23 protein-coding genes and 1 riboswitch are annotated in these 23,442 nt (G+C 32.6%); of the genes, 9 read left to right on the top strand and 14 right to left on the bottom strand.

Going from position 1 to position 23,442, the window contains the following annotated elements:
- Nucleotides 1-101 precede the first annotated feature (101 nt).
- Genes MUA21_RS05820 through MUA21_RS05810 form a run of 3 tightly spaced genes read right to left on the bottom strand, consistent with a single transcriptional unit; the run spans nucleotide 102 to nucleotide 2,167 of the window.
- Nucleotides 102-1,235, bottom strand: coding sequence for a toxic anion resistance protein (locus MUA21_RS05820; protein WP_262562143.1), 1,134 nt, complete (start codon nucleotides 1,233-1,235; stop codon nucleotides 102-104).
- A 28-nt stretch (nucleotides 1,236-1,263) separates the two neighbouring features.
- Entirely contained in the window at nucleotides 1,264-1,884 is a 621-nt protein-coding gene (locus MUA21_RS05815; protein ID WP_107526159.1) for a 5-bromo-4-chloroindolyl phosphate hydrolysis family protein, read from the bottom strand.
- A 13-nt stretch (nucleotides 1,885-1,897) separates the two neighbouring features.
- Nucleotides 1,898-2,167, bottom strand: coding sequence for an acylphosphatase (locus MUA21_RS05810; protein ID WP_073342133.1), 270 nt, complete (start codon nucleotides 2,165-2,167; stop codon nucleotides 1,898-1,900).
- 337 nt (nucleotides 2,168-2,504) lie between these two features.
- Between MUA21_RS05810 and msaA the strand changes: the two genes are divergently transcribed.
- Together msaA and cspA are read left to right on the top strand one after the other, a co-directional pair.
- A complete protein-coding gene (gene msaA / locus MUA21_RS05805; RefSeq protein ID WP_019468786.1) occupies nucleotides 2,505-2,810 on the top strand; it encodes a regulatory protein MsaA in 306 nt (101 codons plus the stop codon).
- 184 nt (nucleotides 2,811-2,994) lie between these two features.
- Complete coding sequence (cspA, locus tag MUA21_RS05800) at nucleotides 2,995-3,195, top strand: cold shock protein CspA (RefSeq protein ID WP_001831260.1); 201 nt, start codon at nucleotides 2,995-2,997, stop codon at nucleotides 3,193-3,195.
- Between the two features lie 122 nt (nucleotides 3,196-3,317).
- Here cspA and lysA read toward each other — a convergent pair whose 3' ends face one another.
- From lysA to MUA21_RS05750, 10 genes are all read right to left on the bottom strand, one after another.
- The gene (gene lysA, locus MUA21_RS05795) at nucleotides 3,318-4,583 is read right to left on the bottom strand and encodes a diaminopimelate decarboxylase (RefSeq protein ID WP_064208968.1); all 1,266 of its coding nucleotides are present in this window, start codon (nucleotides 4,581-4,583) and stop codon (nucleotides 3,318-3,320) included.
- 3 nt (nucleotides 4,584-4,586) lie between these two features.
- Nucleotides 4,587-5,660 (bottom strand): alanine racemase, encoded by a 1,074-nt coding sequence (locus tag MUA21_RS05790; RefSeq protein WP_073342136.1) that lies wholly within the window; start codon nucleotides 5,658-5,660, stop codon nucleotides 4,587-4,589.
- A complete protein-coding gene (locus MUA21_RS05785) occupies nucleotides 5,657-6,814 on the bottom strand; it encodes an amidohydrolase (RefSeq protein WP_046208293.1) in 1,158 nt (385 codons plus the stop codon). The genes MUA21_RS05790 and MUA21_RS05785 overlap by 4 nt, the downstream gene beginning before the upstream one ends.
- Before the next feature lie 209 nt (nucleotides 6,815-7,023).
- Nucleotides 7,024-7,743, bottom strand: a complete 720-nt coding sequence (gene dapD / locus MUA21_RS05780) for a 2,3,4,5-tetrahydropyridine-2,6-dicarboxylate N-acetyltransferase (RefSeq protein ID WP_064208971.1) — start codon at nucleotides 7,741-7,743, stop codon at nucleotides 7,024-7,026.
- A gap of 21 nt (nucleotides 7,744-7,764) precedes the next feature.
- The gene (dapB, locus tag MUA21_RS05775) at nucleotides 7,765-8,487 is read right to left on the bottom strand and encodes a 4-hydroxy-tetrahydrodipicolinate reductase (RefSeq protein WP_262562138.1); all 723 of its coding nucleotides are present in this window, start codon (nucleotides 8,485-8,487) and stop codon (nucleotides 7,765-7,767) included.
- Nucleotides 8,484-9,371 (bottom strand): 4-hydroxy-tetrahydrodipicolinate synthase, encoded by an 888-nt coding sequence (gene dapA / locus MUA21_RS05770; RefSeq protein WP_046208296.1) that lies wholly within the window; start codon nucleotides 9,369-9,371, stop codon nucleotides 8,484-8,486. The genes dapB and dapA overlap by 4 nt, the downstream gene beginning before the upstream one ends.
- 1 nt (nucleotide 9,372) lies before the next feature.
- Nucleotides 9,373-10,362, bottom strand: a complete 990-nt coding sequence (locus MUA21_RS05765) for an aspartate-semialdehyde dehydrogenase (protein WP_073342145.1) — start codon at nucleotides 10,360-10,362, stop codon at nucleotides 9,373-9,375.
- 60 nt (nucleotides 10,363-10,422) lie between these two features.
- On the bottom strand, nucleotides 10,423-11,631 hold the full coding sequence (locus MUA21_RS05760) for an aspartate kinase (protein WP_174894772.1): 1,209 nt from the start codon (nucleotides 11,629-11,631) through the stop codon (nucleotides 10,423-10,425).
- Between the two features lie 81 nt (nucleotides 11,632-11,712).
- Nucleotides 11,713-11,891, bottom strand: a riboswitch (Lysine riboswitch).
- 185 nt (nucleotides 11,892-12,076) lie between these two features.
- Nucleotides 12,077-12,907 carry an aldo/keto reductase gene (locus tag MUA21_RS05755; RefSeq protein ID WP_262562134.1) on the bottom strand — a complete coding sequence of 277 codons (831 nt, stop codon included), beginning with the start codon at nucleotides 12,905-12,907 and terminating at the stop codon, nucleotides 12,077-12,079.
- A gap of 265 nt (nucleotides 12,908-13,172) precedes the next feature.
- Nucleotides 13,173-14,777 (bottom strand): ABC-F family ATP-binding cassette domain-containing protein, encoded by a 1,605-nt coding sequence (locus MUA21_RS05750; RefSeq protein WP_046208300.1) that lies wholly within the window; start codon nucleotides 14,775-14,777, stop codon nucleotides 13,173-13,175.
- A 143-nt stretch (nucleotides 14,778-14,920) separates the two neighbouring features.
- Between MUA21_RS05750 and cvfB the strand changes: the two genes are divergently transcribed.
- From cvfB to phoU, 6 genes are all read left to right on the top strand, one after another.
- Nucleotides 14,921-15,820 carry an RNA-binding virulence regulatory protein CvfB gene (cvfB, locus tag MUA21_RS05745; RefSeq protein ID WP_046208301.1) on the top strand — a complete coding sequence of 300 codons (900 nt, stop codon included), beginning with the start codon at nucleotides 14,921-14,923 and terminating at the stop codon, nucleotides 15,818-15,820.
- A 292-nt stretch (nucleotides 15,821-16,112) separates the two neighbouring features.
- Complete coding sequence (locus MUA21_RS05740) at nucleotides 16,113-17,072, top strand: PstS family phosphate ABC transporter substrate-binding protein (RefSeq protein ID WP_046208302.1); 960 nt, start codon at nucleotides 16,113-16,115, stop codon at nucleotides 17,070-17,072.
- A 199-nt stretch (nucleotides 17,073-17,271) separates the two neighbouring features.
- Nucleotides 17,272-18,201 carry a phosphate ABC transporter permease subunit PstC gene (pstC, locus tag MUA21_RS05735; protein ID WP_046208303.1) on the top strand — a complete coding sequence of 310 codons (930 nt, stop codon included), beginning with the start codon at nucleotides 17,272-17,274 and terminating at the stop codon, nucleotides 18,199-18,201.
- A gap of 1 nt (nucleotide 18,202) precedes the next feature.
- Nucleotides 18,203-19,114, top strand: a complete 912-nt coding sequence (gene pstA, locus MUA21_RS05730; RefSeq protein WP_019468772.1) for a phosphate ABC transporter permease PstA — start codon at nucleotides 18,203-18,205, stop codon at nucleotides 19,112-19,114.
- Between the two features lie 92 nt (nucleotides 19,115-19,206).
- Nucleotides 19,207-20,088, top strand: a complete 882-nt coding sequence (gene pstB / locus MUA21_RS05725) for a phosphate ABC transporter ATP-binding protein PstB (RefSeq protein WP_046208304.1) — start codon at nucleotides 19,207-19,209, stop codon at nucleotides 20,086-20,088.
- A gap of 3 nt (nucleotides 20,089-20,091) precedes the next feature.
- Entirely contained in the window at nucleotides 20,092-20,736 is a 645-nt protein-coding gene (gene phoU / locus MUA21_RS05720; RefSeq protein WP_262562130.1) for a phosphate signaling complex protein PhoU, read from the top strand.
- Between the two features lie 111 nt (nucleotides 20,737-20,847).
- Here the strand turns inward: phoU and pepF are convergent, their stop codons facing one another.
- Nucleotides 20,848-22,662 (bottom strand): oligoendopeptidase F, encoded by a 1,815-nt coding sequence (gene pepF, locus MUA21_RS05715; protein WP_107526231.1) that lies wholly within the window; start codon nucleotides 22,660-22,662, stop codon nucleotides 20,848-20,850.
- A gap of 264 nt (nucleotides 22,663-22,926) precedes the next feature.
- Between pepF and MUA21_RS05710 the strand changes: the two genes are divergently transcribed.
- Nucleotides 22,927-23,277, top strand: coding sequence for a hypothetical protein (locus MUA21_RS05710; RefSeq protein WP_073342165.1), 351 nt, complete (start codon nucleotides 22,927-22,929; stop codon nucleotides 23,275-23,277).
- Nucleotides 23,278-23,442: the final 165 nt, after the last annotated feature.

Raw genomic sequence — 23,442 nt, 5'->3', positions numbered from 1 at the left:
AACCAAGACAAAATATACAATGGAAAAAGAGACCCGTAAATGAATCATTAAAAACATTCATTTGCGGGCTTAATATCTTATAAATTATTTTTGTATCCATTTTATTTTTGCTGTTTCATACCTAATAATTGATTTTTCATTTCTGTTTCTAATTGGTTTAATTCAGTTTCTGCTTGTTTACGTTTATTTCGACCCTGTTCTTGGATTTGGAGGGTCTGTTCAATCGTGTCTATGATATCTTGCTGTGTTGTTTTTAAGGTTTCAATATCGACAACACCACGTTCATTTTCAGTAGCTGTAGCAACAGCATTTTGCTTTAAAAGTTCTGAATTCTTGAGTAACAAATTATTTGTAGTATCTGTTACTGCTTTCTGTGCAGAAACTGCATTACGTTGTCTCATTAAAGTCAGTGCAATAGACATTTGGTTTTTCCATAAAGGAATACTCGTTAAAATTGAACTTTGAATTTTTTCTGCTAATGCATGATTCACATTTTGAATCATTCTAATTTGTGGCGCAGTTTGTATAGCAATTTGTCTGGATAGTTGTAAATCATAAATGCGTTTATCTAATCTATCTATAAATTGTTCCATATCTGATACAGCTTGTACATCCATTTGATTACCTGTGGATTCAGCTTGAGCATTTAATTTCGGCATATCTTCTTGTTGTATCACTTGTTGCTTTCTTTTAGCTGCTTCTATATACAGTGTTAATTCATCAAAATACATTTTATTTAAATGATACAATTCATCTAGCATTCCAATATCTTTATTTAAATTATTTTTATGTTTATCTAGTTCAATTGAAATGCGATCAATTTGAGATCCTACAGATTGCATTTTTGAAAAAATTTCATTAACTGAAGCTTTTGTTCTTCTAAAAATACGTTTTAATTTTGATTGATTTTCTGGGTTTAACTCATCTGGGTTTACAGATTTAAGTTTGCTCATCAATCCATTTAAAGATTCCCCAACAGGACCAACATCTGTGGTTTTCACCTCATTAAGGATACGATGTGAAAATTGAGACATATCAGATTGTGCAGAAGTACCATAATTTAATAAGCTATCATTATCCATTGGTTTTATTTGTTTAGTTAATTCATCAATCTTCTGTTCATCTTCTTTAGTATATTGTTTTGTGCTGTTAATAATTTCTGATTCATTTGCTGATTGTTCATCAATATATTTATCCAATGGGTGCGAATTTAAAAAGTCTTGTTCTCTTACCATTTAATTTCACTCCACTTCTTTATATAAGTTACTTTTGTCTTTTTTGTTCAATTTTATTTAATTCCATTTCTATATCTAATTGGCTATAATCTTCTTCATTAATTCTCTTTAAATCTGCTACTAAAGTTCGTTTAACTTCATCTAAAGTGAGACGAGTTTGTGCTAACTTTTGCTTTTCTTCTTCTGATTTTTTTGGTGATTTTGCTAATCTCGTATAAGATTCAATGAGATTTAATGCATTATCAATATGAGAGTAGAAAAAACTTTCTACTTTAAAAAACATTCTGGGTTGTTGCTTTACTGCATAGTATATTGCTCGAGATATTCTATATATTTCGTTTACTTGTCTAAAATCTTTGATTGATCTTACGTTAACAAAAGTTTTTAAAATTCTTCTTATCTTGTCTTGTGCATTATTTAATTGACTATTTACAAAATGATAATCTCTTCGTGTTAAACCAATCTCATTTAAATATTTTCTAGAAGTTAAACGCTGAGTAGGGAAGTAGAATGCTATAAACGCTACTGCAGAAATAAGAAAATCAAAAATAAAATTTAACTCTAATGCAAATACACTAGAAATCCACGCGATAACAGCTATTGGAAAAGCAATAATGGTCCCATAAATTCGCGAAATATTATATCTCAAACTTCATCTTCCTTTATATTGTACTAAAATTTTCCCATGATTCATTCGTTTCTATCTCTTCAATTTCATAATCTTCAACTTGAGAAGCAGGTGAAGCACCCTCAGTGATAGCATTAGTAAATGATGTTAGTGATGATTCATCTCCTTGAGCATAAATCTCTACATAATCAGATATATTTTGAACAGTACCTACAACATTATATTTTTTTGCTATCTTCTCAGTATAATAGCGAAAACCAACGCCTTGTACTATACCAAATACTTTAATATGTTTGCATTGCATATAATCACCTCTTATTATCATTATACGAAATTTTATCATACAAAACTAATATTTTTGTCTGAATAACAATTGTCTATCCGTCAAAAGTATGAAACAGATAACTTGATTTTATATAAGATACAGTTAAAATATTACACATAGCTATTTAGCAATATCTTTTGCGTATGGATGAATAAATTTTTTAAATACGTTACATAACATATAGACAATATATAAAATTATATACAAATAATTCAAAATAAACGTAATAAATCATGATTAATATAATGATGATCATTACAATGATTTATTTGATAAGAGCAAGTATGAAGTTGAAAGTGAAAGGGTGTTAATTTACATGTGGACAGTTGCAAAAATTCGGGCTGATTACGAAGGCTGGTGGTTATTTAGTGACTGGACTGATCATATCGTGGAACAATATCATTTTGAAAACTATGAAAAGATGCTAAATTACTATCAATCTATCATTGAAAATAGTAAAAAGCACTATGACAATTTTCTGGTTGGTAAATACAATATTCATGCATTTTATAATAATTGCGAATTAGGATTTTGTGAAGATTGTGATGAAGATTTACAGATTTTTTATAGTTATATTGTTTTAAATAATAATGAAGTTTATTATAAATTACCGATTGTTTAAGAAATTGTTTTTCCACAATTGCATTGCATTTTCAGCTATTATGGCTTATAATATGAGTCAAGCAATTGTTTTATTCCATATTGCAAAGAATATTGTAAGACAGATTTACACTGTGAAATTGTATTTTTTGTAATATGCGAATAATGCATATTGAATGAATATTAGTCTTGGAGGTTTCACATTTATGAAACAAGGTACAGTAAAATGGTTTAACGCTGAAAAAGGATTTGGTTTTATCGAAGTAGAAGGAGAAAACGATGTATTCGTACACTTCTCAGCGATTAACCAAGAAGGTTACAAATCATTAGAAGAAGGTCAATCAGTTGAATTTGAAGTAGTTGAAGGCGACCGCGGTCCTCAAGCTGCAAACGTTGTAAAACTATAATATAGATTGCAATATTGACTATAAAAAGAACCTTGTTAAAGGTTCTTTTTTTAATATATAAATTTTAAAATGTACTTTAAAAAGAGCTTTAATTATGATTGATTCTTTATATTATTAACAAGTTATTTTGTATCATTTATGATTAATTGTCGCAATGATTGTCTTTTTATAACTTCTCTAGCTTTACTATCTTTTAGAAAGAATACTGACGGTTTTTGCATTTGGTTGTAATTAGATGCCATGGAATAATGATAAGCACCTGTTGATAAAACAGCTAGATAATCACCGCGTTTAACGGTACTAGGTAACTTAGCATCCTTAATTATAATATCTCCAGACTCACAAAGTTTTCCAGCTATTGTTACAGTTTCATCATTTGGTTCATTTCTATTAACTAATAATGCTTCATACTGAGCATCATATAATGCAGTACGAATATGATCACTCATCCCACCATCAACTGATACATATTTGTTAACATTGGGAATCTCTTTTATTGTACCAACTTCATATAATGTTATACCGGCTTCTCCAACTATAGATCTACCAGGTTCTATTCCAATTTCTGGAAGAGGGTAGTTAAATTCAGTTGAAAATTCTTTTATCGCATCAGTAATTTCTGAAATCCCAGTTTCGATAGGGAAACTTACATCACCTTCAACATATTTAATACTGAAACCACCGCCTAAGTTAATCAGTTCAACCTCTATAGCATTTTCTTTTAACCATTGAATTACTATTTTTGCTGTTTCAATCATCGCTTCTGTGCCTTCAATTTGCGATCCTACATGAAAGTGAACACCTTTTAAATTTAAATGTTTCGTGTTTTTTACTTTTTCAACTGCTTGATTTGCCAATCCATGTTTAATTGACAAACCAAATTTACTATCTTCCTGACCAGTTTGAATAAATTCATGTGTATGGGCTTCAACACCAGGATTTAAACGTAATACGACATTTACCGTTTCACTCGCATATTTATCGATGAGTTCTATTTCTTCTAATGCATCAATAACGATATAGCCAACTTTGCTTTCTAAAGCATACTGTAACTCATGCTTTGTCTTGTTGTTACCATGAAAATGTATATGCTGTGGGTCAAAACCTGCTTCCAATGCCGTATACAATTCTCCTTCAGATACTACATCTAGTTCAAGACCTTCTTCTTGTACTAATTTCACCATTTGTAGACAAGTAAATGCTTTAGAAGCATATGAAATGTTATAGTTTAATCCACTTTTCTGAAAAGCAGTGTGAAATCGTTGCATTTGTGATCTGATTTGATGTTCATCGTAAACAATAGTAGGGGTTCCGAAACTTTGAGCTATTGTTTTAAGACTTGTACCTCCCATTGTTAACTCGCCACGATCATTATATTCTACTACCATAATTTATCTATACTCCTTTATTAGTGAGTCGTGATTCATTGCACTTAATTGTTCAGAATTCGCGCCAACACCTTTAAATGTAAACTCGTCAACACGAATATCATTATTATATAATATTACTTCATCTTGTGCATGCACGTTGTTATCAACTTCAACAAACATATGGCTCATCATCAACGCACGAATAGGGTAACGCTTGCCGTTGATAAGTGCCTCATGTTTTGCTCTTGATTTAAGAATACCATCTCCATAGCCAATATCAACTACTGCTAATTTTGTGTGATTATGCGTAGCTTCGAATGCAAAACTATAGCCACAATAATCACCCTCATTTACTTCACGAACTTGGATAACATTACCTTTAACGGTCAGTGATTGTTCAATCTCATTTACATCAATCGTTTGATAAGGTCTAGAACCGTAAAGCGCAATGCCAACGCGCGCATGTGTATGGTTATCAAACACACCGTTTTCCCTATAATAACTTGCACTGTTTTGTGCATGTATCATTTCAAAGTGATAACCTTCGTCTAATAATGCGTTAACAATCTCTAACCAAGCTTTACGCTCTTCATGATATTCTGATACATCAAATTCATCTGCATATCCAAAGTGAGTCCATAAACCTGTAATACGCATTTTATCTTTACTTTCATCTTTCATATGATGGTGCAACACTTCTTTTATTTCATCTATACTCTTCAAACCTGAGCGATGCAGTAAATTTTCAAATTCTAAATGAACTTGAATACCTTGTAAATCTTCAATATGTTCATAATAGAAATTTAACGAGGGTAGGGTCATTTGAATTTGATAATCTCGCACTTTATCAAATTCATATACTGCATTCATTAAGAAAATCGTTGCATTAGGGGCTAATTGTCTTATGCGAACTGCTTCTCTTAAGGAAGTCGTACTAAAAGTATTAATACCAGCTTCTAAAAATTGCTGTACTGCAAACTCCAACCCATAATGATAGGCATTATTTTTAACTACTGCCATAATTTGATTGTTTTGGATTACTTTAAGCACATTATTGTAAAATCGTTGAGTGTCAACAAACCAAACTGCGGTCATTGTGATTCCACCTCACTATAGGATTTTAAAATCGCTTCATAATAATCTGCAATTTTAATCAACATATGTTCATTAAAATTTAAAAGGGCAGTATGCAAACCTGTGACAAAACCTTTTGTCTCGTCTCGTACACCGACAAAAATAAAATAACTAGGTGCAAGTTGACTATAAAAGCTGAAATCCTCGCCAAATAAGTATGGTGTAGGTTTATCAACTATTGTTAAGTTAGCGATGTTGAGACCATTTTCAATATGTTTACGTAATTCAGGTGAATTATATGTTGGTGGATAGCCCTCTTCAAATTTCACTTCACAATCAACGTCAAATAACAATTTTACACTTTCAGCAATTTTGTGCATTTGCAGTTTCACAGTTTCCAAATCATGGACATCATAAGTTCTAATAGTGCCTTCTAAATAGCCATTGCTTGGTACTGTGTTTATGGCTTCTCCGGCTTCAAAATGACCCATATGTACAATATTTCTCTTTAAGCCATTTAAATGGAATTGTTGTATCTGACCCACTTGACTTAAAACATGCTGCAGCGCTTCTCCAGCAGAATGTCCTTGTTCTTTATCCGCAACATGACTTGATAGACCAGTTAAATAAAAACGATACTCTGTAGCACTTGCTGTAATTTCTTCATCACGAATTACAACTCGACCTTCATCCTCAAAAGGCATCACGTGGATACCAAATATAGCTTCGATAGGGTATTTATCAAAAGCGCCTGCACGAATTAAACGGTTTGCGCCACCTCCTGTTTCTTCAGCTGGTTGAAAGATAAATACAATATTTTGAGGCAATGTGCCTTGATCAGCCATAGACTTACAACGTTTAACAAATAACATTAATGCAGTTGTATGCCCATCATGTCCACATGCGTGCATGACATGATCTGTTTTACTTCGATAAGAGACATCATTTTCTTCATAGATAGGCAAAGCATCTATGTCTGCGCGATAAGCAATCGTATGATTACCATTACCTGGTAGATAAGCAATCAAACCTGTTTCCAATGGACGATCGTATTGGACACCAAGTTCATCTAAAAATGTTGCAATATATTTAGTGGTTTCAAATTCATGGAGGCTTAATTCTGGATGTTGATGCAAATGACGTCTATGCGTTGTAACAAATTCTAACTCATTCATTAAAATCAAATCCTTTTAGTTATTATAATATGTATTAATATAAAAAATGCTTATTTATGTATAAAAAGGAGGTTAGACGATTTTATAGTTACAAATTAATATATACATTAATAATAAATGAATACATTAGTAATAAAATGTTATATCGTCTAAAACCTCCTACAAATATTAAAAATTCAGTTTTTATGATCTATCTTCTTAATTCAGTATTAATCGTTTAATTTTCTTAGTGCTGAAACGATTTCTCTTTTTGAATCTTCAACTTCACTTGTTTGCTTAATTACTTTTGCTGGTGTTCCAGCAACCACAGAGCCGGCAGGGACATCTTGCGTAACGATTGCACCAGCTGCAACAATAGAGCCTTCGCCAACGCGAACACCTTCAAGTATTACAGCATTTGCACCAATGAGTACGTCATCTTCAATGATCACAGGTGATGCACTAGGTGGTTCAATTACGCCAGCTAATACTGCACCAGCTCCAACGTGAACGTTTTTACCTGTAGTAGCACGACCACCAAGTGTTGCGTTCATGTCAACCATCGTTCCTTCGCCGACTACAGCACCAATATTGATCGTAGCACCCATCATAATCACTGCACCATCTTCAATCGTAGCTTGTTCACGAATAAATGCACCAGGTTCTATACGTGCATTCGTATTAGTTAAATCTTTCAATGGAATTGCTGAATTACGACGATCCATCTCAACTTCTAATTCATCAATCGCTGATTGATTTTTTTCATAAAATTGTTTCCAATCATCCGCTTCACAAAAGATTACTTTAGAGTCAGGTCCACCAAACACTTTAAAGTTATCAGGAAATGTTACTTTATCAAACTTACCATTCACATAAACTTTAAGAGGTGTAGATTTCTTTGCATCACTTATATATTGAATAATTTCTTCTGCCGTTAAATGTTGTACCATAATTTTTTCGCTCCTTAAAAGTTATAAATTATCAAATGTATAAAAATCATTTGATTTATTAATTAATTTTTCTGCTGCACCAATCGCTCCATTGGCAAAAATATCTTTTGATTGAGCACGATGGGCGATTTCTATTGTTTCATCAGTACCTGCAAATAACACATCATGTTCACCAACAATCGTACCACCACGAATTGAATGGATACCAATTACATCTTGTGTACGTTTTTCATCTAACTCATGTCTGTCGTAAACTGGCGTTGTTTTTTCACGTAATGACTCAATGACATCATAAAGCTTTACTAATGTACCACTGGGTGCGTCCACTTTTTTATTATGATGTGCTTCAGTTAGTTCAATGTCAAAATCTTGAAGTAGGGGAACTGCAGCTTCCAAAATTTTAGTTAAAGCATGAACTCCATAACTCATATTTGCACTGAAAAATACTGGCATTTTACTACTTAATTCTTTTAATTTTGCAATAATTTTTTCTTTTTCTCCAGTTGTTGCGATAACTAATGGCAAATTAAATTCATCATCTAATAAAGGCAACAATAACTCTGGATTTGAAAAATCAATTGCAACATCGGCATCTTTAACGTCTGAAATACATTGGAACGTTGGATAAGGGTATGATTTAGATGAATTAGGTACAATCACACCTTCAATTTGATGTCCTTTTGCTTCAGCTAATCTTGCTACACGTTGATTCATGGCACCATAGCCTATTAAAACAATGTTCATGTATTGTCACCTGCTTTAAATTGTTCGTATGCTTCTTCTAACGTTTGACGTTCTGCATCTTGCAGTTTCACTAGTGGAAGGCGTACTTCATAATTACCAAACCCTTCAACGGCTGTTAATGCTTTGATAGGAATAGGGTTAACATCAACAGCTAATGCATCTAATAGCGTTTGTATAGGTTGAAATTGTGAATTGATATCTTTTCCACTTTGTTTTGCATCGAATAATGACTGGAATGCATTAGGAATTACATTTGCAGCGACAGAAATGACACCGTTACCACCTTTTTCAAAATAATCTACCACATTATCATCATTACCGCTATACAAAGCAAAATGATTTAAATCTAAACGTTTTTTCAATTCATCCATATATTCAAAATCATTAGTAGCATCTTTTATCGCTACAATATATTCATTATCACTTAATGTTTCAACCGTTTCTGGATTAATAGTCATATTCGTACGTGAAGGTACATTATACAAAATGACAGGTAATTTTACTGCATTAGCTATCGTTGTAAAGTGTTCAATCAATCCACGTTGATTTGTTTTATTGTAGTAAGGCGTGATTAACATAATACCATCTGCACCAATTTCTCTCGCACGTACTGAAGCTTGAATAGATTTTTGAGTATTATTCGTACCTGTGCCAGCAATCACTGGTACTTTGCCATCTACATAATTAACAACTGTCTCTAATACTTGATCTTTTTCTTCATCAGTTAATGTAGGGTTTTCGGCTGTTGTACCATTAACCACGATACATTTCGCATTATTTTCTAATAAATATTTTACATGTCTTCTAAGGGCGTTTAAATCAACTTCGTTGTGTGTGAAAGGTGTTGTCAAAGCAACACCTACACCTTCAAAAATATGTCCCATTTTATCTTACTCCTTTCAAACTCATTACTTGTTCTAAAACTTGCACTGCATTTAAAGCAGCACCTTTTAGTAAGTTATCTGAAGTACACCACACATGGAAAGTATTATCTAATGAATCATCTCGACGAATCCTACCAACAAATATTTCATCCTTACCAGTTGCATTTATCGCTAGTGGATATTCATTTTGTTCTGGATTATCAATCAGTACGACACGTCCATCATTGTCAAAAAGCTGCTGAATTGCTTGTACTGAACTTTCGCTTTCAAGCGTAACGCTCATATGCACACTGTGACTATCTTGAACAGGCACACGCACACAAGTTGCTGTTACTTTCAAATCTTCATCTTTTAAAATTTTTCTTGTCTCATCAATCATTTTTTGTTCTTCTTTTGTATACCCATTTTCTAAAAAACTATCGATATGTGGTAAAACGTTATTATAAATAGGATGTGGATACGCTTCAGGTGCTTTACCATTCGCACCTTCAGATAAATCTTGTCTGCCTTTTACACCAGACCCTGAAACGGCTTGGTATGTTGTATAAGCTACACGTTCTAATCCAAATGCTTCTTGCAATACTTTTAAAGGTACAACCGATTGAATGGTAGAGCAATTTGGATTAGCGATGATTTTTCTTTTTAATACAGGTTCATTAACTTCAGGTACAATTAAATCAATGTCATCTACCATTCTCCATTGACTAGAATTATCAATAACAATGGCACCAGCTTGTTCAAAAATAGGGGAGAAATGGGCACTGGTACTTCCACCGGCACTCATTAAAACATAATCATAATGTTCACTTGCAGCTTCTTCAGTTAATTCTTTAACCGTATATGTTTTGCCTTGAAATTCAATTTCTTCTCCTGCTGAACGCGCTGAAGAAAACAATACTAATTCATCAAATGATATGTTTTTACGATCTACTGTTTCTAACATTTTTCTTCCAACTAAACCAGTTGCGCCTGCTATTGCTAATTTTGTCATATATTATACACTCCATTTTCATTTTAATAAGTTTGCTAAAATTAATTATATTTAGAAAATTCAGATATCAAAAGTTTGATACAAGGCATGAACTGCGCGTTCACCATTTTCAGAATCTATTACACATGAAATACTTATTTCGGATGTGGTGGTTTGATAAAATGCAATATCATTTTCAATCAATGTTATAAATGCTTTTGAAGCAACACCAGACATATCTCTCATACCAGAACCAATTAATGAAAGTTTAACGTATCCCTCATTTATCTTGAAGTCTAAAGCATTAAACCTTTCTTTTAAGTCATCTAAGATGTTTGTTATTTGAACAGCATCTGTATCTTTTATCGTGAAAGACATTTGTAACCCTTCCAAATTAACGATTTGAGAAATCATATCGACATTGACTGATCCTTCTTCTAAATGGTTGAATAAATCTGTCAGTAATCTATTATCCGGTAGGGGATAACTAATTGTAACATGTTGCATATGTTTATCTAATGCAACACCAGTAACTGCTTTTTTTTCTAATAATTCTGCTTGTGACATAATCCATGTTCCTTTCACATTTGATAAAGTTCTTCCTAAATACAAGGGGATGTTATAATTTTTCGCTAATTCAACGCTTCTCGTTTCAAGTACGCCTGCACCTAAAGCGCTCATTTCCATCATTTCTTCATACGAAACATACGACAGACGTTTCGCATCTTTGTAAACCCGTGGGTCAGTCGCATATACACCATCTACATCAGTGTATATCTCACAAGTCGTTTGGTTACTTGCAGCTAAAGCTACAGCAGTGGTATCTGAGCCACCACGACCTAAGGTAGTTACTTCTAATTCATCATTTACCCCTTGAAATCCTGCTACCACTAGTACATCGTTACTTTCAAAAGCTTGTTCAAATGTACTTGGGTCGATTTCAGCAATTTTACTTTTTAAATGATGACCAACCGTTTTGATTCCTGCTTGATATCCAGTCATCGCTTTTGCATTTATACCGATGTCATTTAATACCATCGATAAATAGGAAACGGTCTGTTGTTCACCAGTTGTTAATAACAGGGCCAATTCTTGATCTTTTGGTGTCGTAGTAAGTGTTGAAACATTAGCCATCAGCTCATCTGTTGTTTTACCCATTGCACTTACAACAACGATAAGTTGCTCACCTTCATCAACTCTTGTTTTTAACATGCCTGCTATATTTTTAATTTTAGTAAAATCACTTACTGAAGAACCACCAAATTTCAAAACACTTCTTTCCAATTCCATATCCTCCTCATTTGATAGGGGAGAATCACAGTGATATAAAAAAGAACAAGTCCGGAATGCGAACCTGTTCTATAATTTATATACAAGTGATGCACTCCATTATTTTAAAATAATGACAGACTCTTAGCTCTTAACCATAAAGTCCAACTTGTTATAAGCTGCTATTATAACTGTTTCGGCATCTCACCCTTTCAAAATTAGCTGCTAGCAGACAGGTTCTTCTAAAATTTACTAATGATTGATGCGCCTCATCAAAACTTATTTAATTTTTGTTTATGAATCATATTATACATATGCTTATATGTACTGTAAACCGCTTTTACAAAGTTTTTTTAATTTACTGAAAAATTAAACGTTTTTATAAACGTTTTGCTAATTAAGTGTAATTTATATACTTTTAAAAAGAACTAAAATATTAAACTTTTAAAATTTATGAGCTTTCTCTTTAAAATTCTTCATATATGGCTGGATCTTGGTCTTTACGTCTACCATCTACACGTGTTAATGCGTTGATTTTCTCAATGTCATTATTATCAAGGGAAAAGTCAAAAATATCAATATTTTGTAATTGTCTTGATACTGTTGTAGATTTCGGAATAGGTACAACACCATTTTGAACATGCCATTTTAATATAACTTGAGGAATAGTTTTATTATGTTTTGTGGCAATTTCAACAAGGTTTTCATCATTGATAACACTAGAAGCACGACCTAATGGACTCCAAGCTTGAGTAATAATTCCTTTAGAAGTATTGTACTGAACCAATGCTTCTTGATTGAAGTATGGATGTAACTCAATTTGGTTCACAACTGGCAAAACGCCAGTTTCTTGTTGTAGTGTATCGATATGTTCTGGTAAAAAGTTACATACACCAATTGATTTTATTGAGCCAGCTTTTTGTGCTGCAATCATTGCTCGCCAAGCTTCAACATACTTTCCTTGTTTGGGATTAGGCCAGTGAATTAAATATAAATCAAGATAATCTACACCTAGACGATAAATTGATTCCTGAATTGCAGTCAGTGCATCGTCGTAAGTTTGATAACGACCAGGTAATTTTGAAGTAATCATAATTTGTTCACGTGAAACTCCACTCATCTCGATTGCTTTACCTACAGTACCTTCATTCTCATAATTATAGGCAGTATCTAACAAACGATAACCTTGTTCTAAGGCATTCACAATCGCATGTGTGCCATGCGCACCATTTAACTTATATGTACCAAAACCAATTTGAGGAATTACTTGTCCATTTAACATATTTAACTGTTCCATTTGCATACCTCCATAATGAAATATGTATTTGATTATATTATGCTTAATCATTTATACCTAATATTTAGACTCGTAGGGGGAAGTTACTATAAACAAAAAAGCTAAGATATGTTAATATCTCAGCTTTTAACGTATGATTTCAATCATTGATAATATTTTGCATTTATTTTTAATAACGCGATTTACAATCTGAATTTTTGAAATATACAATACGTATCATCAATTCAATATGATACTTTATATATCGCTTTGTATTTTTAAAGGGTTATTTACTTAATACACCAGTTTCTTGTAAATAAGCTTCATAAGATATTTCTTTTGATAAACCACCAGTAGGGTTTAAGTCAATTACTCGGTTTGCAATTGTATTGATAAATTCAAAGTCATAAGATGTGAAAATCATAGAACCTTTGAAATTTTTCAAACCATCATTTACTGCAGTAATACTTTCTAAGTCTAAGTGGTTTGTTGGTTCATCTAGCAATAGAACATTCGCGCTAGATAACATCATTTTACTTAACATACAGCGTACTTTCTCTCCACCAGATAAAACACTAGCTTTTTTCTTAACTTCTTCGCCACTAAATAACATACGACCTAAGAAACCTCTTAAGAATGTTTCAGTTTGTTCATCTTCAGGTGCATATTGACGTAACCAATCAACTAAATTCATATCTACACCTTCAAAGTAGTCAGAGTTATCTTTAGGGAAGTAACTGCGGGAAGTTGTGACACCCCATTTTACTGATCCTTCGTCTGGATCCATTTCACCTGCAAGTATTTTAAGTAAAGTAGTTTTCGCAATTTCACTATCTCCAATTAAAACCGCTTTATCATTAGGGTTCATTGTGAATGAAATATTGTCTAACACTTTATTACCATCAATCGTTTTTGATACATTTTCCACAAATAGCAAGTCATTACCAATTTCACGTTCTGGCGTAAATTTTACGTATGGATAACGGCGTGAAGAAGGTTGAATATCGTCTAATTCAATTTTTTCTAGTTGTTTTTTACGACTTGTTGCTTGTTTAGATTTAGATGCATTTGCAGAGAAACGAGCAACGAAATCTTGCAACTCCTTAATTTTTTCTTCTTTTTTCTTATTTTGCTCTTGTGCCATTTTCATTGCTAATTGACTTGATTGATACCAGAAATCATAGTTACCAACATAAACTTTTATTTTTCCATAATCTAAGTCTGCAATATGTGTACATACATTATTTAAAAAGTGTCGGTCATGTGATACCACAATTACTGTATTTTCAAAGTTAATTAAGAAATCTTCTAACCAGCTTATCGCAGGTATATCTAAACCGTTGGTCGGTTCATCAAGTAGGAGTACATCGGGCTTGCCGAATAAACTTTGAGCTAATAATACTTTTACTTTTTGATTATTTTCTAATTCAGCCATTTTTTTATCTTGTAAATCAGCAGATATACCCAATCCAGATAATAAAGAACCTGCATCTGCTTCGGCATTCCAACCGTCCATTTCAGCAAATTCGCCTTCTAATTCTGCAGCCCTGATTCCATCTTCATCACTGAAATCTGGTTTCATATAAATCTCATCTTTTTCTTTCATTACTTCATATAAACGTTCATGACCTTTAATCACAACATCTATCACACGTTCATCTTCATAAGCAAAGTGATCCTGTTTTAAGATTGCTAAACGTTCGTCTTTTCCCATAGATACATGACCTGATTGTGCATCCAACTCACCAGATAAAATCTTTAAAAATGTTGATTTTCCAGCACCGTTGGCTCCAATCAAACCATAACAATTTCCTTCTGTAAATTTAATATTTACATCCTCGAATAATTTACGATCACCAAACCGTAAACTTACATCAGTAACTTGTAACATGCATTTGCTCCTTTACGTTAATCTACCGGACAAATTATAACACACTTAAGAAGGAGTTTCGACCATTCACAATGAGGTGATGCTTGTTTCTTTATAGCATGTTATAATAGTTAAGAATAAATTTAAGTACGAAGGAGAACAGTATGGCCCAAGAAGAGAAAAATATTGTAGGTTCCATTGAATTTCTTGAAGTCGTTGGATTAGAAGGATCTACTTACAAGTTACAAGGACCAAACGGAGAAGAAGTTAAACTCAATCAATCAGAAGTTAATGAAGAAGACGAGTTAACGATAGGCGAGGAATATAGTTTCTTCATTTATCCTAATAGATCAGGTGCATTGTTTGCGACACAAAACATGCCAGACATTACTACTAGCAAATATGATTTTGTGAAAGTATTAAAAACCGACCGAGATGGTGCACATGTCGATGTAGGTCTTCCAAGAGAAGTTTTAATTCCATGGATAGATTTACCAAAAGTTAAAGATGTATGGCCGACACAAGGTGATGAATTATTAGTTACTTTGCGTATTGATAGTGAGAATAATATGTATGCTCGACTAGCAACTGAGACAATTGTTGATTCAATGTACACGCCAGTACACGATGATACATTACAAAATAAAGTTATTGAAGCAAGACCATACAGAGTTTTAAGAGTCGGAAGCTTTATGCTATCCAAAGATGGCCATAAAATATTCGTACATGAATCTGAACGTAAATCTGAACCTCGTTTAGGTGAAAAACTAGAAGTTCGTATCATCGGACATAATGAAAAAGGGGAGCTTAACGGTTCATTTTTACCATTTGCACATGAAAGACTTGACGAAGATGGTCAACATATTTTTAATTTACTCGTAGAATATGATGGTGAGCTTCCATTTTGGGATAAATCAAGTCCTGAAGCGATTAAAGAAGTATTCAATATGAGTAAGGGTGCATTTAAGCGCGCAATTGGCCATTTATATAAAAACAAAATTATAACTATTGAAACTGGTAAAATTGCATTAACTAATAAAGGTTGGAGTAGAGTCGAAGATTAGTTTCTACTATATAAAATAGTGTTTAGATACTTATAAATTTATCCTGTACTACATAAATCGTTGTGTAGTACAGGATTTTTTTGTTTTTATATTACAAATACCGTCATATCAACATTTCAAAAATCATAGCATACATAGAATCTCTTATTGTGAATTTTGTAAATGAGGTCAATAAATACTTAACAAAAGATTTACATTATCTATATTTGTATTTAATAAAAGGTGTGTAGTATAGGAACTGTAAGAAATACATATAACTTTTGGGTTATTCACTTATTAGGAGGATGTTTCAATGAAAAAATGGCAATTATTTGGTACTACTGTAATCGGCGCTTCACTTTTATTAGGAGCTTGTGGCGGTGGAAATAGCGATTCTGGTAAAGGAAGTGGAGAAGTTAAAGGTGATGGTTCATCTACTGTAGGTCCAATCATTGAAAAATTAAATGAAAAATTCGCAAAAGATAATTCAGATGTAACTGTATCTAATGGTACAGCTGGAACTGGTGGCGGTTTTGAAAAATTCATTTCAGGCAGCACTGATTTCTCAAATGCATCTAGACCTATAAAAGACGAAGAAAAGAAAAAATTAGATGATAAAGGTATTAAATATGATGAGTTTAAAGTTGCTCAAGATGGTGTGACAATTACTGTAAATAAAGATAACGACTTTGTAGATGAACTTACTAAAGAACAATTAAATGAAATCTACTCAGGCAAAGCAAAAACATGGAAAGACGTTAATTCAAAATGGCCAGACAAAGAAATCAAAGCATTTTCTCCTGACCAATCTCACGGTACTTACGATTTCTTCTCTGAAGAAATTATGGACAAAAAAGATATTAAAGCAGAGAAAAATGCTGATACAAATACAATTGTTCAGTCAGTAGAGAAAAATAAAGATAGTGTCGGCTATTTTGGTTATAACTTCTATAAACAAAATAAAGACAAGCTAAAAGAAGTTAAAATCAAAGATGAAAATGGTCAATTAACTGAACCAACTAAGAAAACAATTCAAGATGGTTCTTACGCATTAAGTAGACCACTTTATATCTACACTAACGAGAAAAAATTAAAAGATAATGAAGGATTCCAAGACTTCATGAAATTTGTTATGAAGGATAAAGGAAAATCAGCTGAAGACGCAGGATTTGTTGCCTTACCTGAAAAAGATTACACTGAACAACAAAGCAAATTAAAAGACATCATTGGTAAAGATAGCGACAAAAAAGACAGCAAAAAAGAAGATAAATAAACATAATAGCAATTTTAAAGTTGGGATTCAGGAAGTAGATAGACAAATAGCATGATTAAGTTATCTATCTACTTCCAAGTTCAATTTATCTAGCGTTTAACAATATAGTGAAAATCGCTATGTTGCTAAACACTAGATGATGAACAATCCCGACTTTTATTTTAAATATTGGGAGTCTATAAGAAAGAAGGGTATTTACATGGCTAATCAGAATACTTCTGTTAGTGAAATGATTGCTAAAAACAATGCTAAGAAAAAAGGTATTAGCGATAAAATTGTACCGATCATTCTGGGAATCATTGCAATTTGCTCAATTTTAGCAACAGTAGGGATAATCGTTACATTATTAACAGAGACCATTACATTTTTTACACGTGTTCCAATTACTGAGTTTTTATTCTCCAAAGATTGGAATCCATTCTCATCAACACCACAATATGGCATTTGGGCATTGATCTTAGGTACGCTTAAAATAACAGTTATTGCAACAATTGTTGCTGTTCCTTTAGGATTAGGCGCTGCTTTATATTTAAGTGAATATGCTTCTACAAGAGTGAGAAAAATAATAAAACCGATTTTAGAAATATTATCTGGGATACCAACAATTGTTTTCGGCTTTTTCGCTTTAACATTTGTTACCCCTGTACTCCGTGCAATATTTCCTGAATTAGGTAGTTTCAATTCAATTAGTCCAGGTATTGTCGTAGGCGTTATGATTATTCCACTAATTTCGAGCATGAGTGAAGACGCGATGTCATCTGTGCCAAATAAAATGCGTGAAGGTGCACTTGGTTTAGGCGCAACAAAATTTGAAGTTGCCACAAAAGTGATATTACCAGCTGCTACTTCAGGTATTATGGCATCTATCGTATTAGCTGTCTCACGTGCAATCGGGGAAACGATGATTGTATCACTTGCAGCAGGTAGTACTCCAAGTTCTTCATTAGATTTAACCGGATCTATCCAAACGATGACTGGATATATTGTACAAGTTGCAACAGGAGATGCGACATTTGGCTCTGATATCTATTACAGTATCTATGCTGTTGGTTTCACACTATTCTTATTCACACTTGTGATGAATTTAATTTCACAATGGATTACGAAACGCTTTAGAGAGGAGTATTAAAATGGCAGAGACAAATACTAAAGCGCTTGTTAATCAACAAAAAGTTGAGAAAAAACTTTCCAGTAGGTTAGCAACAAATAAATTCAATAAATGGGCATTTTTCACATGTACTTTAGTAGCCTTACTTTTTTTAGCTGCTTTAATTATAGATACACTCATTAAAGGTGCAGGGCATTTAACACCGTCGTTCTTCACCAATTTCTCATCTTCTACGCCTTCAATGGCCGGTGTGAAAGGCGGTTTAATCGGTACAATTTGGTTAATGATTACTATTATTCCAATTTCAATTATATTGGGTGTAGGTACAGCAATTTATTTAGAAGAATATGCTAAAGATAATGCATTAACAAGTTTTATTAAAGTTAGTATTTCAAACTTAGCTGGTGTACCTTCAGTCGTTTTTGGTTTACTTGGTCTCACTATTTTTGTAAGAGGTATGGGTATAGAAGCGCTTGCTTTAAGTAACTCTGTACTTGCTGCGGCTTTAACTATGTCGTTACTTATCTTACCAGTCATTATCGTTGCAAGCCAAGAAGCCATCAGATCGGTACCAAGCTCTGTTAGAGAAGCTTCATATGGCTTAGGCGGAAACAAATGGCAAACGATTCGTCGCGTTGTATTACCAGCAGCGATTCCTGGTATATTAACAGGCTTCATTCTAGCATTATCTCGTGCATTAGGTGAAACCGCACCACTCATACTCATTGGTATACCAACCGTATTATTAAGTTTACCTTCAAGTGTATTCGACCAATTCCAAGCGTTGCCAATGTCGATTTACAATTGGGCAAAACTACCACAAGATGAATTCCAAAATGTTGCGTCGGCCGGTATCATTGTCTTGCTAGTGATTTTACTGCTAATGAACGCAATCGCAATATTCTTAAGAAATAAATACAGTAAAAAATATTAATGTTATTTCAAAATCAAATTTAATTAAGCGGTTATTTTGGGGAAAATTATAACTTTATAGTTTATAACATAATCGCAAAAGGAGTTTTAATTATGACTAAAGATACAATTAAAGAAGAAAAATCAAAAATCGCAGAACATACAAATCAAGATTCTGCACCAATTGCATCGATTGATAGAGAAACAAATAAAAATGACAATAAAATTCCTGATAGTGAGAAAAAAATAGTCTATTCTACAAAAAATTTAGATTTATGGTATGGCGATAATCATGCTTTAAAAAACATCAATCTAGATATTTTAGAAAATAATGTCACTGCAATCATAGGACCATCAGGTTGTGGTAAATCTACTTATATTAAAACATTAAATAGAATGGTAGAACTTGTGCCATCTGTTAAAACAGCAGGTAAAATCATTTACCGTGATCAGAATATTTTTGATGAAAAATATTCTGTTGAAAAATTAAGAACAAATGTAGGAATGGTTTTCCAACAACCGAACCCATTCCCAAAATCTATATATGATAACATCACTTACGGACCTAAAATACATGGTATTAAAAATAAAAAGATTCTTGACGAAATTGTCGAAAAATCTTTACGTGGCGCTGCAATATGGGATGAGTTAAAAGACCGCTTAGATACAAATGCATACAGCTTATCAGGTGGTCAACAACAACGTGTTTGTATCGCACGTACATTAGCAATTGAACCAGATGTTATTTTAATGGATGAACCAACATCTGCGTTGGATCCAATTTCAACATTGAAAGTAGAAGAACTCGTACAAGAGTTAAAAGAAAAATATTCAATTATTATTGTTACACATAATATGCAACAAGCTGCGCGTGTTTCTGATAAAACAGCATTTTTCCTTAACGGCTATGTAAATGAATACGACGACACTGATAAAATCTTCTCTAATCCTTCAGACAAACAAACAGAAGATTATATCTCTGGTCGCTTCGGTTAAGATATGGTTATTAGAGAAAAATATGAAGGCCAATTAGACGAATTAATGAAAGATTTACGTCGACTTGGCCTTCACGTATATTATAATATTGAATATGCATTAAGATCGTTAAGTGAAGAGGATAGAAATTATGCGCGGCAAACGATTGCGAACGATAAGGATATTAATGCCTTAGAAACAGAAATAAATGAAAAAGTGATTATGTTAATCACCAAACAACAGCCTATTGCTACTGATTTAAGATTAATGATGGCTGCACTAAAAATCGCTTCTGATTTCGAAAGAATAGGTGATAATGCCGCAAATATTGCTGAAATTAGATTACGCGCTAAAATCACTGATGAATATGTGCTTACAAGATTGAATACTATGGGTAAACTCGCATTATTAATGTTAAAAGATTTAGATGATGCAGTAAAAAGAGATGATGTCACTTTAATTAAGGAAATTATCGAACGTGACGAAGATATAGATGATTTATATAAAAATATCGTTAACACAACTTATTTAATAGATAACGACCCTTTTGTTGCAGGACAAGCACATCTAGCAGCTAGATATTTAGAACGTATTGGTGACCACATTAGCAATGTTGCAGAAAGCATTTTTTACTTTGTCACAGGTGAACGTTACGAATCATATGATTAAATACAAATAGCACGATGTCGAATATTAGCTACATCCAGTTGGAAATCCGGATTTGCTTATTTTATCGGCATCGTGCTTTATATTTAAGATAGATCTTTGTTTATATTATAGTTATTGATCTTCAGCCTCGATTTCATCTGTAAGTTGTTCTAACTCATCTACCAAGTTACCTATATATGCAATTGTCGCTTTTAGTGGTTGATCCGTGCTAATATCAATACCAGCTAATTGAGCTAATTCAGCAGGTGATTGGCTACCTCCTGCTTTCAATGTAGTTAACCAATCATTCACAGCAGGTTGTCCCTCTTGTTGAATACGTTGTGACATTACCGTACCAATTGTTAAACCAGCAGAATACGTATACGAATATAATCCCATATAATAATGTGGTTGTCTCATCCATGTAAGTTCTGCACCTTTTGTAAATTTAACACTTTCTCCAAAAAATTGAGAATAAACATCCAACATAATTCGATTCAATAACGGGGCAGTCAATGATTCACCATCATCAACTTTTTTATATACCTCGCGTTGATACGCTGCTTCTAGTAAGTGCGTTACCATATTGTGATAATAAGTTCTAGAAACGATAGAACCAATTACCCAGCGCTTAAATTGAGCATCACTACTGTTTTTGAATAAATAATTTGCCATTAGCATCTCATTCATTGTCGATGGTGCTTCTACAAAATACATGGACGGTTCTGATTCTAAATAATTTTGATGACTTTGTGCTAAGGTAAAATGACCAGCATGACCTAATTCATGTGCTAAAACAAAGGTTTCAGTCATTTTTCCAGTCCAAGAAATAAATATATATGAATGTGTAGCATATGGACTTGCACAATACGCACCAGTATCTTTACCTTTATTTTGAGCAAAATCTATCCATCTATCTTGATAGGCCGTTTCAACCATATTTAAATAATCTTTACCTAAAACATTTAATGCACCATAAATATACTTTTTAGAATCCTCAATAGAGATATCGGGTTCATAATTAGGATCTATAGATATTTTTAAATCTTCAAAATGCATGACTTCTAAGCCATGAACACGTTTAATCAATTTTGCATATTTTTGCATAATAGGTGCTAAATCACTCATAATAACATCAATTTGGCGATCAAACATATCTCGATTAATTTCTTGATCTTGTAATAGGTAATCTATTACAGAATCATAACCGCGTAGGTCTGCTTCAATTTTTTCTTGTTGTACTTGCATATTATATGTCGCAGCAGTTGTATGTTGATACTTATTTAATGCATCGCTAAATTTTTTGAAACTAATTCTTCTAAATGCTTCTTCTGGATGATCTTCATATTCATTTTCAAAAGTAGCATAATCTAAAGGGTATGTTTTACCTTTATATTCAAATGAGTCAAAATCTATATCTAACATCTTCGTGATACCATATAATTCAAAAGGGCGTTCAAACACTGATGATAAACTTGCTAATGTTTTTTCAACTTCAGGATTAAGTTGATAAGGTTTGCGTGCCTTTAATTTTTCCAAAAAATGTGGGTATTCAGATGTTGAGATAAAACGCTTGAACGTTTCATCTGAAAGTGCCAATATTTCTGACTCAACAAATGATAATTCACTCGCAATTTTTCCAAACGTATTTGAAAATTTAGCACTTAATGTTTGTGCTTGTTCATTTGTTGTATCAACACTTAATCTCAACTCTGCATAATTTGCCATTTTATCTAATTCAATCAGGATATCAGAATATATAGCCAATGCCTTTTCAATTATAGTAGAATTGTCCAATTGATGAACATAGTTTTCATTAAATGTTTTAGCAGCAGCTGTTGTTTTTTCTAAAGTTTGATAAAATGCTTCATCGGAAGAAAACAGAGCTGAAATATCCCAAGTTATTTCATCAGAAACTTCATTTCTAAGTGGTAAAGTATCCGCCATTTAATCACTCCTAGTCATGTATATTAAATTCAATTTTAATTATACATGAAATCACCTTGTAAGATACAATTGTGCGTTTATATGCTAAATTCGCATTAGAAAATAAACTAACTACTTGAACAAAATAAACGTTAATTGACGTGATTAATGCAATATTTTAATATATTATTATACGACTCAAGATGGATATGATATATAATTTCGTTTAGTATAATAATATTATTATAATGACAAATATGACGATTTTTATAAGGAGCGCTATAAATGACTATTTTTGATTTACCCAATTTTTTATGGATTACAGTGGTAGCTGTTATAATAGTTACATTATTCTGTACACTTGTTTTAAATAAATGGTTTACAGCAGCTATTTTAACATTTGTAATTTTAGCTATTGCTGCATTCTTAATACCTAATTTCGAAAATATTACTTACGAGCCATTATTAGGTTTTGCTGCATTTATGGCGGTATTAAGTTTAATCATGAGCTTTTTAATTTGGTATTTCACACGTGACTTTAGACGTAAACGTCGAGAAAAAAAGGCGCTTAAAGAAATGCGAAAACGTGGTATCTCACCTGAAGACGAAGCACATGAGTTTAAAAGAAGAAAATAATTATTTAAATGTAACATAGAAAATTAAGCCCATAATAATTGCGTCAACTAATATGGTTAAAAGTCCCAGACATATTTTGTCTTAGGGACTTTTTTTATACTACTATAAATAATGTAAAAAGTTATTATTGACCCTAACGTTCCGTTAAAGATTATAGTTATTATA

Source organism: Staphylococcus ureilyticus, from assembly GCF_025558845.1.
GTDB classification, from domain to species: domain Bacteria; phylum Bacillota; class Bacilli; order Staphylococcales; family Staphylococcaceae; genus Staphylococcus; species Staphylococcus ureilyticus.
This window is presented reverse-complemented; position numbering and strand designations above follow the sequence as displayed.